General features: G+C 60.3%; 12 protein-coding genes. 5 read left to right on the forward strand and 7 right to left on the reverse strand.

Translation table 11 applies throughout. The annotated features are described in order from the left end of the window. The first annotated feature begins 14 nt into the window (after positions 1–14). From AC3IP0_RS05275 to AC3IP0_RS05285, 3 genes are read left to right on the forward strand one after another with little or no spacing between them, the layout of a single operon-like run. Positions 15–389: a GtrA family protein gene (locus AC3IP0_RS05275; RefSeq protein ID WP_489318523.1), complete on the forward strand. Its 375-nt coding sequence runs from the start codon at positions 15–17 to the stop codon at positions 387–389. Then, positions 386–1,327 carry a glycosyltransferase family 2 protein gene (locus tag AC3IP0_RS05280; RefSeq protein ID WP_489326816.1) on the forward strand — a complete coding sequence of 314 codons (942 nt, stop codon included), beginning with the start codon at positions 386–388 and terminating at the stop codon, positions 1,325–1,327. Before AC3IP0_RS05275 ends, AC3IP0_RS05280 begins: the two co-directional genes overlap by 4 nt. 1 nt (position 1,328) lies before the next feature. Next, entirely contained in the window at positions 1,329–2,837 is a 1,509-nt protein-coding gene (locus AC3IP0_RS05285) for a glucosyltransferase domain-containing protein (protein ID WP_489326818.1), read from the forward strand. Between the two features lie 27 nt (positions 2,838–2,864). Here the strand turns inward: AC3IP0_RS05285 and AC3IP0_RS05290 are convergent, their stop codons facing one another. Then, complete coding sequence (locus tag AC3IP0_RS05290; RefSeq protein ID WP_489326820.1) at positions 2,865–4,484, reverse strand: FMN-binding glutamate synthase family protein; 1,620 nt, start codon at positions 4,482–4,484, stop codon at positions 2,865–2,867. A 103-nt stretch (positions 4,485–4,587) separates the two neighbouring features. Next, positions 4,588–5,388: a helix-turn-helix transcriptional regulator gene (locus tag AC3IP0_RS05295; protein WP_057716236.1), complete on the reverse strand. Its 801-nt coding sequence runs from the start codon at positions 5,386–5,388 to the stop codon at positions 4,588–4,590. Between the two features lie 124 nt (positions 5,389–5,512). Between AC3IP0_RS05295 and AC3IP0_RS05300 the strand changes: the two genes are divergently transcribed. After that, positions 5,513–6,334 (forward strand): carbon-nitrogen hydrolase family protein, encoded by an 822-nt coding sequence (locus AC3IP0_RS05300; RefSeq protein ID WP_489318527.1) that lies wholly within the window; start codon positions 5,513–5,515, stop codon positions 6,332–6,334. 185 nt (positions 6,335–6,519) lie between these two features. Beyond that, a complete protein-coding gene (locus AC3IP0_RS05305; protein ID WP_489318528.1) occupies positions 6,520–7,845 on the forward strand; it encodes an APC family permease in 1,326 nt (441 codons plus the stop codon). Positions 7,846–7,852: 7 nt separating this feature from the next. On the opposite strand, the gene AC3IP0_RS05310 is transcribed toward AC3IP0_RS05305, so the two are convergent. The 5 genes from AC3IP0_RS05310 to AC3IP0_RS05330 are packed head-to-tail and all read right to left on the reverse strand — an operon-like array spanning position 7,853 to position 16,203. Further along, complete coding sequence (locus AC3IP0_RS05310; protein WP_489326821.1) at positions 7,853–9,259, reverse strand: ATP-binding protein; 1,407 nt, start codon at positions 9,257–9,259, stop codon at positions 7,853–7,855. Further along, entirely contained in the window at positions 9,256–11,070 is a 1,815-nt protein-coding gene (locus AC3IP0_RS05315) for a DAHL domain-containing protein (RefSeq protein ID WP_489326822.1), read from the reverse strand. Before AC3IP0_RS05315 ends, AC3IP0_RS05310 begins: the two co-directional genes overlap by 4 nt. Continuing rightward, positions 11,067–12,020 (reverse strand): cytochrome-c peroxidase, encoded by a 954-nt coding sequence (locus tag AC3IP0_RS05320; RefSeq protein ID WP_489318530.1) that lies wholly within the window; start codon positions 12,018–12,020, stop codon positions 11,067–11,069. Before AC3IP0_RS05320 ends, AC3IP0_RS05315 begins: the two co-directional genes overlap by 4 nt. 47 nt (positions 12,021–12,067) lie before the next feature. Beyond that, positions 12,068–13,942, reverse strand: a complete 1,875-nt coding sequence (locus AC3IP0_RS05325) for a putative bifunctional diguanylate cyclase/phosphodiesterase (protein WP_489318531.1) — start codon at positions 13,940–13,942, stop codon at positions 12,068–12,070. Next, positions 13,939–16,203: a GGDEF/EAL domain-containing response regulator gene (locus AC3IP0_RS05330; protein WP_489318532.1), complete on the reverse strand. Its 2,265-nt coding sequence runs from the start codon at positions 16,201–16,203 to the stop codon at positions 13,939–13,941. The genes AC3IP0_RS05325 and AC3IP0_RS05330 overlap by 4 nt, the downstream gene beginning before the upstream one ends. Between the last annotated feature and the right edge of the window lie 184 nt (positions 16,204–16,387).

The raw sequence follows: 16,387 nt of genomic DNA on the forward strand, positions 1-16,387 counted from the left end.
AACGGGAGCCTCCCATGAGACTGTTGTGGAAAGGGCTGTCCAGTTACACGGTGATCGGGGTCGCCAACACCTTGATCCACTGGCAGATCTTTTTCCTGTTGAGCGTGGCGGCCGGCCTCAGCCAGGCGGTCAGCAACCTGGCGGCCTTTTGCGTGGCTGCGTCGTTTTCCTTCTACATGAACGCGCAATTTACCTTCGCCGCCAATGCCACGGTCGCAGGTTACCTGCTGTTTCTTTTGGGCATGGGGGCATTGAGCCTGGGTATCGGCCATCTTGGCGACATCTGGCGATTGCACGGCTTGCTCACGGTGGTCCTGTTTTCGGCGTTGAGCCTGGTGTTCGGTTTCCTGTATTCCAAATACGTGGTGTTTCGCGAGCGTGATCGATGAAAATCTCGCTCATTGTCCCGGTGTTCAACGAAGATCAGTCCATCAACCTGTTTTATCAGGCGGTGCGACGGGAGTTGAGGCTGGGCGATACCGAAGTCGAGATCGTGTTCATCAACGACGGCAGCTCCGATCGCACGGCCGAACAGGCTACGGCACTGGCCCAGGCGGATGATCAGGTCATGCTGATCAATTTCTCGCGCAACTTCGGCAAGGAACCGGCACTGTTTGCCGGCCTGGAGCACGCCAGTGGCGATGCCGTGATTCCGATGGATGTCGACCTGCAGGACCCGATCAACGTCATTCCGTTGTTGATCGAGCAATGGCAAAAGGGTGCCGACGTGGTACTCGCCAAGCGCCGCAGCCGGGTCGCCGACGGCTACCTCAGGCGCCACAGCGCGTCGATTTTCTACCATGTGCTCAATCGCATCGCCTATACCCGCATCGAGGAAAACGTCGGGGACTTCCGGCTGATGGATCGCAAGGTGGTCGATGTGATCCGGTCCCTGCCCGAGCACCAGTTGTTCATGAAAGGCGTGTTGTCGTGGGCCGGGTTCAACACCGTGGTGGTGGAGTTCGAGCGGCCAGGAAGGGTGGCGGGGAGCAGCAAATTCAATGGCTGGAAGCTGTGGAACCTGGCCCTGGAAGGCGTGACTTCGTTCAGCACCGTGCCGCTGCGCTTGTGGACTTACGTCGGTGGCGGCATTTCGATTTTCGCGGTGCTTTACGCGGTGTACATGGTGCTGGACAAGATTTTCTTCGGCAACAGCGTCCCCGGCTATCCGTCGCTGATGACCGCGATACTGTTTCTCGGCGGCGTGCAACTGATCGGCATCGGCATCCTCGGCGAGTACATCGGTCGCATCTACATCGAGGCCAAGCACCGGCCGCGTTATGTGATCAAGGACATCGTCGGCGGTAAAGACCGGGGCAGGCGCTAGCATGGGCCGGTTCAGCGACTTCTTCGTTCGCGAGCTCAGCCGGCATCAGGTCTGGCGGTTTTTTCTGTTCGCCACCCTGGTGTATGTCCTGCCGTTGATCCTCGCGGATTATCCCTACATCGATGACAACTGGCGCTCGCTGTCAGCGGGCATGGCCTGGGCTGAACAGGGCCGACTCTTCGCCCAGCTGTTCTACAACGCGCTGACCTTCAGCCATGCCGCGCCGAACATCTTTCCCTTGCCCTTGTTGATCGCCACGCTGGCCATGGCGTCGGCGCTGACCAGCCTGACGTTCCATTACTTCCGCCAGCCCACCATTGCTTGCTGCCTGGTGCTGTTGCCGCTCTGGTACAACCCGTTCTTCCTGCAAAACCTGTCCTATCAATACGATGGTCCCACCACGGCCCTGAGCCTGGTGGTGGTGATCTACGCCATCACCTTTCGTCACCCGTGGCGTAGTGTGCAATGGCTGGTGCCGGCGTTCCTGATAACACTGGCGCTGGGGTTGTATCAGATCAGCCTGAATGTGTTCCTGGGCCTGTGTTGCCTGGAGTTGCTCAGGGCCGCCAACGATAAAACAGCCCCGGTGCCATGGCGCGACCTGCTGGGCTGGAAAGCCGCCCAGGTCATCCTCGGCGGGTTGATCTACAGCGTCAGTGCTTATCTGTTCATGGACTCGAATCGCACATTGCTGCTCGAATGGACTGTGCATCCCTCATTGCAGATCCAGATCAACATTGCCCGGGTCCTGGAAAAAGTCGTGCTGCTATTCCATGGCGGATGGCTTTGGGTGTTCGGCGGGTTGCTGTTGCTTGCGATAGCCGGGGCGGTGCGGTTGGGATTGAACGTAGCGGCGCGTCAGGACGGCGGGCCAAAGAAGCTGTTGATCGGACTGATGTGTTTGCTGACATTGCCGGTGGTGACGCTGCTGGTGTCCGGTGTCGCGCTGTTTTTCCGCGACTTCAACGAAGGCGCCCGCACCTTGATGGGCTTCGCCGTGCTGCTGGTATTGCTGTTCTACCTGGGCCATCTGGCGCTGGCCTCGATCCATGAGCGGCTGCCACTGTTGTTGATGATCCCTCTGCTGGCCATGTTGTCGCTGTCGTTCGCCTATGGCCGGGTGCTGACGGTGCAGAAAACCTTTGCGTCCACGGCGCTGGCCGGTCTTGCGTACGACATCGCCAGCCATCAGTCGCTGCGCGAGGCCAGGCGGATCTATATGTCGGTGAGTTACTCCGACTATTGGTTAGTGGCGGCGGCCGGCTCATTCAAGCAACTGCCGGTGCTGCACTACCTGCTCAATACCGACTTTTACATGCTGGCCGAGAATCTGCCGAAAGCGGGGATCACCAACGTGGTGGCGGAGCGGGAGCGGCGCAATGCGACGCGGGTGGGGTATCAGGGCTATCCGGCGCTGGTGGACAGCCAGTTCTACCGGATTTACCTGATCGGTGATTACGGTTTCATCGTGATGAAGGAGCCGACCCCGAGCAAAACACTGCGTTGGTGACGCGGGATTTTGATCGGGGTGGCGAGGTCATGCCGCCGCTATGTCATGGGGCTCGAAGCTGTCGGCCCGGGCCATCTGCCACATCCGCGAGTAGAACTCGCCGTTCACTTCGCCGGTCAGCAACTCCCCCGGTTTGAGGAACACGTGCAACTGCGAGAACAGCTTGATCTCGGTCGCCGACATGCGTCGCACCAGATGCTTGGCGGACAACTGCGACGGATGTTCAAGGCCGGCGGCGGCGAGCATTTCCGCCAGGGCCTTGAGGGTGTTGCGGTGAAAGTTGAACACGCGCTGGGCCTTGTCCGGCACCACCAGCGCGCGCTGGCGCAGGGTGTCCTGGGTGGCGACGCCGGTCGGGCATTTGTTGGTGTGGCAGCTCTGCGACTGGATGCAGCCGATGGCGAACATGAAGCCACGCGCCGAGTTGGCCCAGTCGGCGCCGATGGCCAGCACGCTGGCGATGTCGAAGGCGCTGACGATTTTGCCGCTGGCGCCGAGCTTGATCTTGTCCCGCAGGTTCAGGCCCACCAGGGTGTTGTGCACGAACAGCAGGCCTTCGCGCATCGGCACGCCGATGTGGTCGGTGAATTCCACGGGCGCGGCGCCGGTGCCGCCTTCCTTGCCGTCGACGACGATGAAGTCCGGGAGGATGCCGGTTTCCAGCATGGCCTTGGCGATGCCCATGAACTCCCACGGATGGCCGAGGCAGAACTTGAAGCCCACCGGTTTACCGCCGGACAACTCACGTAGTTGCGCGATGAAATGCATCATTTCGATCGGCGTGGAAAACGCAGTGTGGCGCGACGGTGACACGCAGTCCTCGCCCATCAGGATGCCGCGGGTTTCGGCGATTTCCCGGGTGACCTTGTGCTTGGGCAGGATGCCGCCGTGGCCGGGCTTGGCGCCCTGGCTCATCTTGATTTCGATCATCCGCACCTGCGGCGTCCGGGCTTGCGCCGCGAAGCGTTCCGGGTCGAAGCGGCCGTCGCTGGTGCGGCAGCCGAAGTAGCCGCTGCCCAGTTCCCAGGTCAGGTCGCCACCGTTTTCCCGGTGATAGGGGCTGATGCTGCCTTCGCCGGTGTCATGGGCGAAATTGCCGAGCTTGGCGCCCTGGTTCAAGGCGCGGATGGCGTTGGCGCTGAGGGAGCCGAAACTCATGGCTGAAATGTTGAACACCGACGCCGAATACGGCTGGGTGCACTGCGGGCCGCCGACGGTGACGCGGAAACTGCTCGGATCGCTCAAGGGAGCGGGGCGCATGGAGTGGCCGATGAATTCGAAACCCGACTGATACACATCGATCAGCGTGCCGAAGGGTTTGTCGGCGGTTTCATTCTTGGCCCGGGAATAGACCAGCGAGCGCTGGGCCCGGGAGAAGGGCAGGGCGTCGCTGTCGGATTCGAGCAGGTACTGGCGGATTTCCGGGCGGATGCCTTCGACCAGGTAGCGGATATTGCCCAGGATCGGGTAATTGCGGCGCACCGCGTGGGGGCTTTGCAGCAGATCGAACAGGCCGATCAGGCTGAGGACAGCGGTGACGGCGGTGATCGGCCAGAGCCAGTCATAGTCAAGAAATGGCAGGCTGGCGAGGGTGAAGATCACGCAGATGGCAAAGAAGGCGTAGCGGCTCAGGAGTGACAGGCTCATACGGTTTCCTTGGGTTCGGACTCGAGTTTTAAAGATCGCAGCCTTCGGCAGCTCCTACAGGGGAATGCGATCCATGTAGGAGCTGCCGAAGGCTGCGATCTTTTCAGGCATTTTGTGCCTGGAGAAAAATCGAAAACAGCTCGGACTGGGATTTGATCCCCAGCTTGCTGTACATGTGTTTCTTGTGGACTTTCACGGTTTCGACAGAGATTTCCAGCTTACGGGCGATTTCTTTACTGGAGCAACCGCTGAGCATCAAACGCCCGACATCCAGCTCGCGGGCCGTCAACTGCGCGCCTTTGAGCTGCTGCACCGAAGCCTCCAGTTGCACCCGCCAGTCGGCTTGCGGCGGTGCGGGGGCCAGGGCCACGACTTCGTTGATTTCATAGGGTAGACGCTGGCGCAACAGGCCGAGCACCCACGGCTGGATTAACGACAGCAAGGCGATCTGCTGGCCGCTGAAGCGCTGGGTGCTGCCCAGGGACAGGCACAGCGTGCGGTCGCCTTCGAGCTGACAATTGAACTGGATTTCGTCGGCCACCACATTCAGACGAAAGTAGCGCTGGTAATACTCGGTCAGCTCGAAGTGCTCCGGGGCCACTTCCGACAGGCGATACAGCCCGGTGCGCGACTGCTCGCGACAGGCGATGTAGAAGGGGTCGAGCAGGTACAGGCCGCGCAGGTAATCCTGGAATAACTGGTCAGGGCTGCCGTCTTCGCCGGGGCATTCGGCGAACACCTGGGGGCGCTGATCGGCACTGAAAAGCAGCGCCACCCAGCTGTCGAAGGGCACGTACTGGTCCAGCAGGCGTACAAGCTGGGTCCAGAAATTGGGCTTGTCCAGGGCGTCGATCAGTTGCCCCACCGAGCGGTGCCAGGCGATGTCGTCCAACGAGAGTGTCATGCATCTACCCCTATCGTGTTACCCCAGCGGCGTGATTCCCCGCCCGGTTGCTTGCTGCGCATACTGGCGCACAGACACCGACCGGGCAATCTTTCTGCGGCCCGGTCCATAACAAGGAATACCCATGAAGGTCGAACTCGCCCAATTGGCAGGCCGTGACAATGACACGGCATACAACCTCGAACGCACCCTGGCGGCGATGGCTGCGTGCGCTGCCGACACGCAGCTGATCCTGTTCCCCGAAGGCCACTTGATGGGCTTCCCTTCGGCCGAGTCCGTGGCCGAGGTGGCCGAGGCGCTGGACGGCCCGTCCGTCAGCGCGGTGATCGCCGCCGCCCGCGAGCGCAATATCGCCGTGGCCATCGGCATGGCCGAGAACGACAACGGCCGTTTCTACAACACCACGTTGTTGATCACTCCTGAAGGCATCGCGCTGAAATACCGCAAGACTCATTTGTGGGCCTCGGATCGCGGTGTCTACGAGGCCGGCGATCGCTACGCCACCTGCCTGTGGAACGGCGTGCGCGTGGGTCTGCTGATTTGCTACGACATTGAATTCCCCGAAAGCGCCCGCGCCCTGGCGCAACTGGGTGCCGAACTGTTGATCGTCACCAACGGCAACATGGACCCGTACGGCCCGACCCACCGCACCGCGATCATGGCTCGCGCCCAGGAAAACCAGGCGTTTGCGCTGATGGTTAACCGGGTGGAGGAGGGTGACGGAGGTTTGGTGTTTGCCGGCGGCAGCGCATTGGTCGATCCGCTGGGCACCTTGTTGTTCGAAGCCGGACGCGAGGAGGGGCAATTTGCAGTCGAACTGGACCTGAACCAACTGACGGCGGCGCGCCAGGATTATCGCTATCTGGATGATCAGCGGCTGAGGTTGCCGGGGGAGGTGGTTGAGCAGGCGGGTGGGCTGCGGGAGCTGCTGATTCCTTCGAACTGAACATCAAAAGATCGCAGCCTTCGGCAGCTCCTACAGGTAAATGCGTTCGGCGTAGGAGCTGCCGAAGGCTGCGATCTTTTCAGGCTTTCAACTGGATTCAACGCCAAAGAACAACAACGCAACCCCCGTAATTTGCGCCGAACTCGGCTCTGCCATAAATCCAATAAAATCCGGAGTAGTCGCTCATGGCTCGTTTGCAACGCACCTTGTCACTAGGATCGGTGGTGCTGTTTGGCATCGCCTACATGACGCCGATCATTGTGCTCGGCACCTTTGGCATCCTCGCCCAATCCACCGCCGGCATGGTGCCGGCCGCGTACCTCGCTGCGCTGGTGGCGATGTTCTTCACCGCCATGAGCTACGGGCGCATGGCCTCGGCGTTCCCGGTGGCCGGCTCGGCCTACAGCTATGTGCGCAAGGCCATCAGCCCGAAACTCGGGTTCATCGCCGGTTGGGCGGTGCTGCTCGATTACCTGTTCCTGCCCATGGCGATCTGGCTGATCGGCGCGGCTTACCTCAACTCCGCATTCCCGGCGGTGCCGCAGTGGATCTGGGTACTGGCGTTCATCGGCATCACCAGCGCGATCAACATCGTCGGCCTGAAACTGGCCAACGGTATCAACGCCTTGCTGATGCTGGTGCAGTTCCTGGTGCTGATCGCCTTCGTCGCGCTGTGCGTGCATTACGTCGGCGGCGATGCGAGCACGCCGCTGTGGTCGATCAAGCCGTTCTTCAACGGCGACATGCAGATGCCGCTGATCATGAGCGGCGCGGCCATCGCCTGTTACTCGTTCCTGGGCTTCGACGCGGTCAGCACCCTGACCGAAGAAACCCGCGATCCACGCCGCACCATTCCCCGGGCGATCATGCTGATCACCCTGATCGGCGGGCTGATTTTCGTCGGCGTGTCGTACTTCGTGCAGATTGCTCATCCGTCGTTCCAGTTCGACAGCGTTGACTCGGCGGCCTATGAAATTGCCCGCAACATCGGTGGCGACCTGTTCGTGTCGATCTTCCTGATCGGCCTGATCGTCGGTCAGTTCGCCTCGGGGCTGTCGGCCCAGGCCAGCGGTTCGCGACTGCTGTACGCCATGGGTCGCGACGGCGTGTTGCCGAAAGCGTTTTTCGGCAGCTTGCACGAACGCTTCGGCACGCCGATCAACAGCATCCTGCTGTGCGCGGTGGTGGCGTTGCTGGCACTGAAACTGGACGTCACCACCTCGACCTCGTTCATCAACTTCGGCGCGTTCCTGGCGTTCAGCCTGGTCAACCTGTCGGTGATCTTCCATTACTGGATCGGTGGCGAAAACAAAGGTCTGCGCGAGTTCGTGTTGTTCCTGCTGTTCCCGTTCATCGGCCTGGTAGCGGACCTGTGGCTGATGGTCAGCCTCGATCACCTCGCGATTTACCTGGGCCTGAGCTGGCTGGCGATCGGCGTGGTGTACCTGGCGGTGCTGACCGGCGGGTTCCGTCGCCAGCCGCCGGAAATGGATTTCCAGGAAGCGCTCTGAGGCGCCGTCAGGCGGCCGGTCGGGTCTGGCGTAGCGGCAGTTGTACACGAAACGTCGTACCGGCCCCCAGTTCGCTGCGCACCGAAATATCGCCACCATGTTTTTTCACGATGCCATAGGAGAGGGACAGGCCCAGCCCTGTCCCTTGGCCCACCGGTTTAGTGGTGAAAAACGGATCGAAGATTTTTTGCAGGGTGTCGGGCGCGATGCCTGATCCTGTATCGGCGATTTCGATCCACGCCGTCTCGCCCTGCGTCCCGGTGCGAAGGGTGATGGTGCCGCGTTCGGGGCCCATGGCCTGCGCGGCGTTGACCACGAGGTTCATGATGACTTGGTTGATTTGCGACGGCAGGCACTCGATTTCCGGCAGCACCTGATAGTCCTTGACCACATCGGCCTTGTACTTGAGTTCGCTGGCAACGATGTTCAGTGTCGACTCGATGCCCTGTTGCAGATTGGCCCATTGCCATTCCTGAGTGTTGTCGATCCGGGAGAAGTCTTTCAGGTCCCTGACGATCTGCCCGACCCGGCTGATGCCCTCCTTCGACTCCTTGATCAACAGCGGTACGTCCTCGCGCAGATACTCAAGTTCGATCTGCTCGCGAATGTGCTCCAGTTGCAGCGCCGTCTGGCTGCCCGCCAGGACCTGTTCTGCGCTGTGATAGGCGTCGAGCATGGTCAGCAATTGCTGAAAGTAACCGTCCAGGGTGCCAAGGTTGGAGGAGATGAACCCGATCGGATTGTTGATCTCATGCGCGACACCGGCCGCCAGTTGGCCCAACGAAGCGAGCTTTTCCGATTGCACCAACTGGCCTTCCAGTTGCTTGCGCTCGTCGATTTCCCGCTGCAAGGCCTCGCTGGCATGCTTGAGCTGGGCGGTGCGCTGATCCACCAGGTGTTCCAGGTGATGCATCTGCAGCGAGGCCCGTTCGGTCATTTCCCATTTGGTCAGCAGGGTGTTGGCCATTTGCTGGACTTCGATGTTGTCGAACGGTTTCTTCAGGATCAGCAGCCGGTCATGGGCATTCAGACGATTGAGCAGATCGTCCCAGGAATAATCGGAGTAGGCGGTACAGACCACTACCTGTAGTTGCGGATCCTGCTGCCACAGGTGTTCGATGGTTTTTGCCCCGTCCCAGCCGTCGGGCATTCGCATATCGACAAACGCCAGCGCGTAGGGTCGTTGTTCCTGCAGCGCCCGGTTGAGTTTGCCCAGGCCTTCTTCGCCACCATAGGCCGAATCCAGTTCGAACATCGGGCGCTCGGGTTTGGCCTGTTCGCCAAACAATGCGGCCTCCATCTCGTCGAGTTCTGCCGTGTGAACCTGGGGTGGGGCGAGGATCTTGCGAAAATCGTCGTGAATCGACGGCATGTCGTCGATCAACAGAATGCGGCGGTTCGAGAGCACTCTCATGCGTTCTCCGTTACGGCGATCAGCGGTATCTGCAAGGTAAACAACGCGCCCAGGCCTGGGCCGTCGCTGTGGGCGGTGAGGTGGCCGTTCATCTCGATAGCCGCCAGCGCGCAGCTGTGCAGGCCGAAACCATGACCTTCCTTGCGGGTGGTGAAACCGTGGGCAAAGATCCTCGTCATGTTTTCCGAGGCGATACCTTCGCCATCATCCCTGACACTGATTTCCAGGAACGTGTTGTCGACGATTCGCACACCAAGGGTCATTTCCCTTGAGCGGTTGTTGAGGTCGGACATTGCGTACTTGGCGTTGCTGATCAGGTTGATCAGGATCAGCAGCAAGCGGTGCTTGTCCCCCATCACCTGAGGCACCTCGCTGTATTCCTTGATCACCGTGACGTGATGCCGAGTCAGTGCTCCTGCATTCATGCGCAGGGCGTCTTCGAGCAGTTCGCCGATGTACAGCGGTTCGGTGATGCTGTTGGCCCCGGCATAGGATTGCTGGGTGGCAACGATGTCCTTGATATGGTCGACGCTCTTGCTCATCTGCCCAAGTTCGTCGGTCATCTCCTGCTGTTCCTGGGCGATGGCGTCGACAAGTTGATTGAGATAACCGGGCAGTAGCTTGCCCTTGTCGTCCTCGGTCAGGAAATGGCCAAGGTCCTCCGGATGCCCGTTGATCAGTTGCATTGCCTTGCCCAGTCCGAGGGTCTTGCTGCTGCGAAGCTTTCGCGCAATCAGGTCGGCAGAGATGTTCACGCTATTGAGCACGTTGCCGACGTTGTGCAGTACGTTGGTCGCGATTTCGGCCATGCCGGCCTGGCGTGCGGTGGCGAGCAGTTCGCTCTGGGCATTCCTGAGCTCGCGGGTACGTTCCTCGACCCGCTGTTCGAGCACGTCGTTGGCGGTTTGCAGAGCGCTGTTGACCCGGTTGATCTCGGCGAAGCTGCGGATCAGGCGAAATGCCAGCCACATCAGCAGCAACACCAGCAGGCCGGAAAACACCAGCAGGTAGAAATGGTACTTTTTGTCGATTTTCTCGGCCCGTTGCTGATCCTGGTTGAGCAAGTTGGTGATGTCGTCCAGACGATCCGCCACGGGAACCGCTTCGATATCTTCGAGCAAAGCGTTGACAAGCGGCTGCTCGCGCAGGATCAGGGCGACGTGATTGCTGAGGATCCTGATCGGGTCATGAAATTCTCCAGGCAAGCGTTGCGCGTTGACCGCCAGTTTGCTCAGCCCCACCTGAATGTCGGCGGCTTTGTCGGTGGAGGTGACCTGGGCGAACTCCAGGGCACTGAGCAACAGGTCATAGGTATCGGTGGCGATGTTTTGCACTTGCAGCTTGTCGAGGTCAGGCAGGTCGGCCAGTTGTGCCTGGATGTCGTCCTCGGCGGTGGGCAGGAAGGCCAGCGAGTTGCGCAGCAAGGCGTTGTGCGACTTGAACTGCTCCACCAGGTGGGTCTTTTCCTGCATCGCCTGCAGAAAAGCCTCACGGGCATCGTTCCATTGCTGTGAGTCGTTGCGCCCATGACCTGACTCCATGGTATCGAAGTGCTCCCATAGCCGGTTCATCTCGTTCATTGGCGAAACCAGAGGGTCGTAGTTATGCGAAATCGCCACCCGGGACTTGAGGACCTCGTTTTCCCACTGGGCGTCCTGCTGTTTGATCAGGCGGATCAGATCCCGGGATTCCGAGTAGGTCACGGTCTGTTCCGAGTTGGATTTGAAGTACAGAAAAACCAGAATCGAGGCCAGGAGCACGGCGACGAGCCCGAGTAACAGCAGGCTGGCACGACGCGAGATTCTTTTCATGACTTGCCCGCCCTTTCGCCGGTCAGCGTCTTGAGAAACTTCACAATCAGCGCTTTGTCTTCAGCGCTCGGCATGCGCCCCAACTGATACTGGAACATGACGTCCACAGCTCTTTCGAGGGTGGGCGCCGAGCCGTCGTGAAAGTAGGGGGCGGTCAGCTCGACGTTGCGCAGGCTCGGGACCTTGAACACCGAGCGGTCCGCTTCGTCACCGGTAATGTTGAACCGTCCCTGGTCGGCGGCGGTCGGGTTGCCGCGATCGGCGATGTAATCACCGAACACCCCGAACTTCTGGAACATGTTGCCACCGATGTTCACGCCCTGATGACAGGCGATGCAGCCGTAGTCCTTGAAGCGCTGATAGCCGTATTTCTCCTCGAGGGTCAGGATGTCCGTATTGCCCAGCAGGTATTGATCGAAACGGGAGCCGGGCGTCAGCAAGGTGCGCTCGTAGGTGGCCAGGGCGCTCTGTATGTTGGCCTTGGTCACTGCATTCGGGTACGCCGCGCTGAAGCCTGCTCGGTAGTCTGCATCCTCGGAAATCCGCTGGACGATGGTCTTCCAGTCACTGCCCATTTCGTGGGGACTGGTAATGACGACGTTGCTTTGCGCCTCGAGCGTTTCGACGCGGCCGTCCCAGAATTGGCGAAAGTTGAGGCTGGCGTTGAACACTGTCGGCGTGTTGATCGATACCGGTTGTCCATCGAAGCCGAGGGACAGTGCGCGGGTGTCAGCTCCGCTCTTGTCCAGTTGATGACAACTGGCGCAGGACAGGGTGTTGTTGACCGACAGGCGCGGATCACTGAAGAGCCTGCGACCGAGTTCGACCTGGCCGGGGTTCTGTTTCGGTATCTCGGGCAAAGGTTTGAGCGGTTCGTCCAGCGGCGCGGCACCGGCGATTGCACAGAGCCCGCAAAGCAGGATCGCAAGGGAGTGGGGGACAAGGGACATGGGCCATCGTCTCGCGAATTTACCGCCGGACTGTCGTTTCTGCCTGTTCATGAGTCGTCTCGCTGTTCTGCCCAGCCAACGGCCAGCAGCCGCGCAAAAGCGTCTGCCGGCAGGGCCTTGCTAAAGTAGTAACCTTGGCCTTCCTCACATTGATGGGCCTTGAGAAACGCCAGTTGCTCCTCGGTCTCGACGCCTTCGGCGATGACATTCAGATCGAGGCTCTTGCCCAGACTGATGATCGCGCTGACCAGGGCGGCATCGTTGGTTTCATTGCTCAAGCCATGAATGAACGACTGATCGATTTTCAGCACATCGATGGGGAACCGGCGTAGATAGCTCAAGCTGGAATAACCGGTGCCGAAGTCATCGATGGCCAGCCGCACTCCCAGCGTCTTCAGCCGGTTCAGCGCGGTCATGGTCGCCTCAACGTTCTGCATCAGTACACCTTCGGTGATCTCCAGTTCCAGCAGGCAGGGGGGCATTTCCGTCTGTTCGAGTATCTGTTCGATGTCTTCGACGAAATCACGTTGACGAAAGTCGATGGCCGATGTGTTGACCGACATGCGGATCGCCGGCAGCCCGGCTACTTGCCAGCGTCGTGCCTGGCGACAGGCCTCGGTCAATACCCACTTGCTCAGTGGCACGATCAGGCCGCTGTCTTCGGCCACGGGGATGAATTCGGAAGGATAGATCAGGCCATGCCCGGGTTTTTGCCAGCGCACCAGAGCCTCGGCACCGACTACCCGTCCGCTGCGCAGTTCGATTTTCGGTTGGTAGTGCAGGACGAATTCGTGCCTTTGCAGGGCCTGACGAATGCCCGATTCGATACTGTGCTGCTCCCGGGCACGCTGGTTCATGGCTTCGATGAAAAAACCGATGTCGTTTGGGCCGCTTTCCTTGATGTGGCGCATGGCGGATTCGGCTTTTTTGATCAGGTCGATGGCGTCGAGCCCGTCATCGGGATAAACGCTGATGCCCAGGCTGGCGGTGATGCTGATCTCCTGGCCGGCGATCGACTGTGGGCTGCGCACGGCACTCAGCAGTTTTTCGGCGATGCCACGAGTCTGCTGGGGGTGGTTGATGTCGCTGAGGATCACCACGAATTCGTCGGCGCCATAGCGAAAGACCGAGTCGGACTCGCGCACGTACTTGAGCAGTTGTTGCCCGACCCGTTTGAGCATTTCGTCCCCGGCCGGGTGGCCCAGAGCGTTGTTGATGCGCTTGAACCGGTCCAGCCCGAGAAACATCACCACCAGATGCTTGTCATGGCGTCGGCAAGTGGCCAGCGACTGGCTCAGTCGATCACCCAGCAATGTGCTGTTGGGCAGCCCTGTAAGGGCGTCGTACTGCAGCAGGTGCGACACCTTGAGCAGTTCGTGTACCCGTGCCTCGATGGTCTGCTCAAGGCTCAACAACTTCAGCGCCGCGTCCTGTGCCAGCTGCCATTTCCAGGTCAGGGCATTGGCCATCTGACGGATTTCCAGGGTATCGAAAGGTTTTTTCAGAATCAGCAACTGGTCACCGAACTCCAGTCGTTCGGCCATGGCCTCCCAGCTGTAGTCGGTATAGGCGGTGCACAAGGCGATTTGCAGGTTCGGGTCGGCATTCCACAGGTGTTCAATGGTTTCCAGGCCGTCCCAGCCGGGCGGCATACGCATGTCGATAAATGCCAGGGCATAGGGGCGGCTATCGGCCAGTGCGCGTTCGACCAGCTCCAGGGCTTCCTTGCCCTGATAGGCGGAGTCTATCTGGAAGGTGAGACGCAGTGATTGTCGAGTCCCGAACAGTGAGTGTTCGAGACTGTCCAGGTCCACCTCGTTGCTGGTGCTCGGGGTGAGGATCTTGCGAAAATCGGCATGGATCGCCGGTGCATCGTCAATGATGAGAATACGTCGGTTGGTCTGGGGGGAAAGTGTTTTCATCCCTCATCCTCCCTGGAGGACGGAGGAGCCATGCTCCCGTCCTTGAGCAATCGGGCCGCTTGTTCAGGACTCACGGCCTCGCTGAAGTAGAGGCCTTGCGCGCTTGATAGCGGGGCGGCTGACTCTGGTGTGCGGGGTTGATCCGACGTCTGGACGCCTTCAGTAATGATGCCGATACCCAGGTCCCGGGCGAAGTTGACGATTGCCCGCAGGCTGTTGGCGCCAGCCGCATCCTGGGTCGCGCCATCGAGAAAGGATTGGTTCAGCTTCAGGTGATTGACCCGGTAGGTTTTCAGGTAATCGAATGATGAATATTCGGTGCCGAAATCATCGATGGCGATCTTTACCCCCAGCTCCCGCAGGCGCGGCAATACATCGTTCTGGGTCCACTTGGTTTGCGCCAGAGTCGCTTCGGTCACGTCGAAACGCAGGTCCCAGGGGGCGAGCTCCCATCGTGCAGTGGTGCGCAGCACGTCGTAAATGAGCTCCGGACCACTCTTGAGCTGCGCCAGGGACAGTTTGATCGCCATCACGGGGGGCGCCATTCCGTCGTTACGCCACAGGCTCATCTGCCGGCAGGCCTGATTCAGCACCCAGCGTCCGAGAGGGATGATGGCACCGGTCTTTTCCGCCGCGGGCACGAAAGCCGACGCCTGCAGTTCGCCGCGCCGGGGATGGCACCAGCGCACTTGCGCTTCCATGCCCAGGATCCTGCCGCTGTGCATATCCACTTCCGGAACGTAATGCAGCGCCAGTTCATCGCGTTCGATGGCCGTCATCAAGTCATTGGCGATGGCCATGCGTTCGGCCACCTCCTGAGTGATCTCCTGAGAGTGGAAGTGATACTGATTGCGGCCCATTTCCTTGGCGCGGTACAGCGCCATGTCCGCCTGGCTCAGCAGGCTGTCGGCGTCGAGACAGGCGACGCTGTAGCTACTGATACCGATGCTGACTGAAAGGTGCAGGGCATTGCCGGCGAGGTTGTACGGGATCAGCAGCGCATCGCGGATATTGGTGGCCATGGCGGCGGACTGGGTCGGGTCGCTGACGTCCAGTTGCAGGATCGCGAACTCGTCCCCGCCCAGGCGTGCCACCACATCGTTTTCCCGCACGCCGGATGTGATGCGCCGGGCCACTTCCTGCAACAACAGATCACCCACCGGGTGGCCGAGGGTGTCGTTGATCCGCTTGAAGTGATCCAGGTCCAGATAAAATACCGCGAATGCCTCTGCGCCTCGACGTGCGGCAGCAAAGGCCTGATGCAGGCGTTCGATCAGGGTGGCGCGGTTGGCCAGGCCGGTGAGCCCGTCCGTGCGGGCGAGCAAGGCCATTTTTTCCTCGGCCAGCCGGCGTTCGGTAATGTCGAGAATGATTCCCTCGACTTCCAGCAGGCGACCGTCATGGTCGCGTACGGGAATGTAGCGGTTCTCCACCCAGCGCCATGCACCCTGGCCGGTGCGCAGGCGAAACTCGATCGAGGCGCCCAGCGCATGCCGGTCCAGCACCCGGGCCATGGCCGTATCGACACTGGACTGGTCTTCCGGGTGGATCAGTTGCTGGGCCCAGTTGGCCGAGTTCAGCAGGTCGGCCGCAACGTGACCGTAGCGTGTGATGTTATGGGAAATGTACATCAGCGGAAACGACGGCTCGCCACGCAACCGGTAAAGGATGGTCGGGCTGTTCTGCACGATGATGTTGGCGTCGGACAGTTCCCGGGTGCGTTCCTGGACCGCTTGTTCCAGCAGGTTCATCTTGAGCGCGGCGTCTTCGGTCATTTGCCATTTGACCGTGAGTGCGCTGGCCATCTGGCGTATCTCAATGGCGTCGAAGGGCTTCTTCAGAATCAGCAGGCGGTCGTTCAGCGCCAGTCGTTGGTCGATGTCCTCCCAGGAGTAGTCGGAGTAGGCGGTGCACAGCGCCACCTGCAGTTTGGGATCGACCTGCCACAACCGTTCGATGGTCTCCAGGCCATCCCAGCCTGGCGGCATGCGCATATCGATGAATGCCATTGCATAGGGACGATCATCGGCCAGGGCGGCTTCGAGCTTGTCCAGGGCTTCGCGGCCCTGGAACGCCGAGTCCAGTTCAAAGTGTTGTGTCTGCGTGGGGGACAGGGTGCCGAACAGGAGGCTTTCGGTTTGTCCCAGACTGTCATCTTCGACAGTGGCCGGGCTGAGTATCTTGGCGAAATCGGCATGGATCGACGCGGTGTCGTCGACGATGAGCACACGGCGATTGATGCACGTCTGCCAGGTGTTCATGGGGCGGTACCCGCAGGAGTACACGCGTAAATTATCGGGCGCATCCGTTTCCCTCGTCACAGGCCTGCTTGCAGGCCGGTTGTGCAGTCCATTGCGTTGAGCATAGTTGCCACTGGCCACTTTGCCCGCAGAACTCAAGACAATAATTAGCGCGGGCGATGCGCAAAATCATCTAGCCTGTCAT

The sequence above is a fragment of the Pseudomonas sp. GL_103 genome, from assembly GCF_057835175.1.

Excerpts from the sequence above, each read along its gene's own strand:
- AC3IP0_RS05275 (WP_489318523.1), top strand. The coding sequence starts at position 15 with ATGAGACTGTTGTGGAAAGGGCTGTCCAGTTACACGGTGATCGGGGTC.
- AC3IP0_RS05280 (WP_489326816.1), top strand. The coding sequence starts at position 386 with ATGAAAATCTCGCTCATTGTCCCGGTGTTCAACGAAGATCAGTCCATC.
- AC3IP0_RS05285 (WP_489326818.1), top strand. The coding sequence starts at position 1,329 with ATGGGCCGGTTCAGCGACTTCTTCGTTCGCGAGCTCAGCCGGCATCAG.
- AC3IP0_RS05290 (WP_489326820.1), bottom strand. The coding sequence starts at position 4,484 with ATGAGCCTGTCACTCCTGAGCCGCTACGCCTTCTTTGCCATCTGCGTG.
- AC3IP0_RS05295 (WP_057716236.1), bottom strand. The coding sequence starts at position 5,388 with ATGACACTCTCGTTGGACGACATCGCCTGGCACCGCTCGGTGGGGCAA.
- AC3IP0_RS05300 (WP_489318527.1), top strand. The coding sequence starts at position 5,513 with ATGAAGGTCGAACTCGCCCAATTGGCAGGCCGTGACAATGACACGGCA.
- AC3IP0_RS05305 (WP_489318528.1), top strand. The coding sequence starts at position 6,520 with ATGGCTCGTTTGCAACGCACCTTGTCACTAGGATCGGTGGTGCTGTTT.
- AC3IP0_RS05310 (WP_489326821.1), bottom strand. The coding sequence starts at position 9,259 with ATGAGAGTGCTCTCGAACCGCCGCATTCTGTTGATCGACGACATGCCG.
- AC3IP0_RS05315 (WP_489326822.1), bottom strand. The coding sequence starts at position 11,070 with ATGAAAAGAATCTCGCGTCGTGCCAGCCTGCTGTTACTCGGGCTCGTC.
- AC3IP0_RS05320 (WP_489318530.1), bottom strand. The coding sequence starts at position 12,020 with ATGTCCCTTGTCCCCCACTCCCTTGCGATCCTGCTTTGCGGGCTCTGT.
- AC3IP0_RS05325 (WP_489318531.1), bottom strand. The coding sequence starts at position 13,942 with ATGAAAACACTTTCCCCCCAGACCAACCGACGTATTCTCATCATTGAC.
- AC3IP0_RS05330 (WP_489318532.1), bottom strand. The coding sequence starts at position 16,203 with ATGAACACCTGGCAGACGTGCATCAATCGCCGTGTGCTCATCGTCGAC.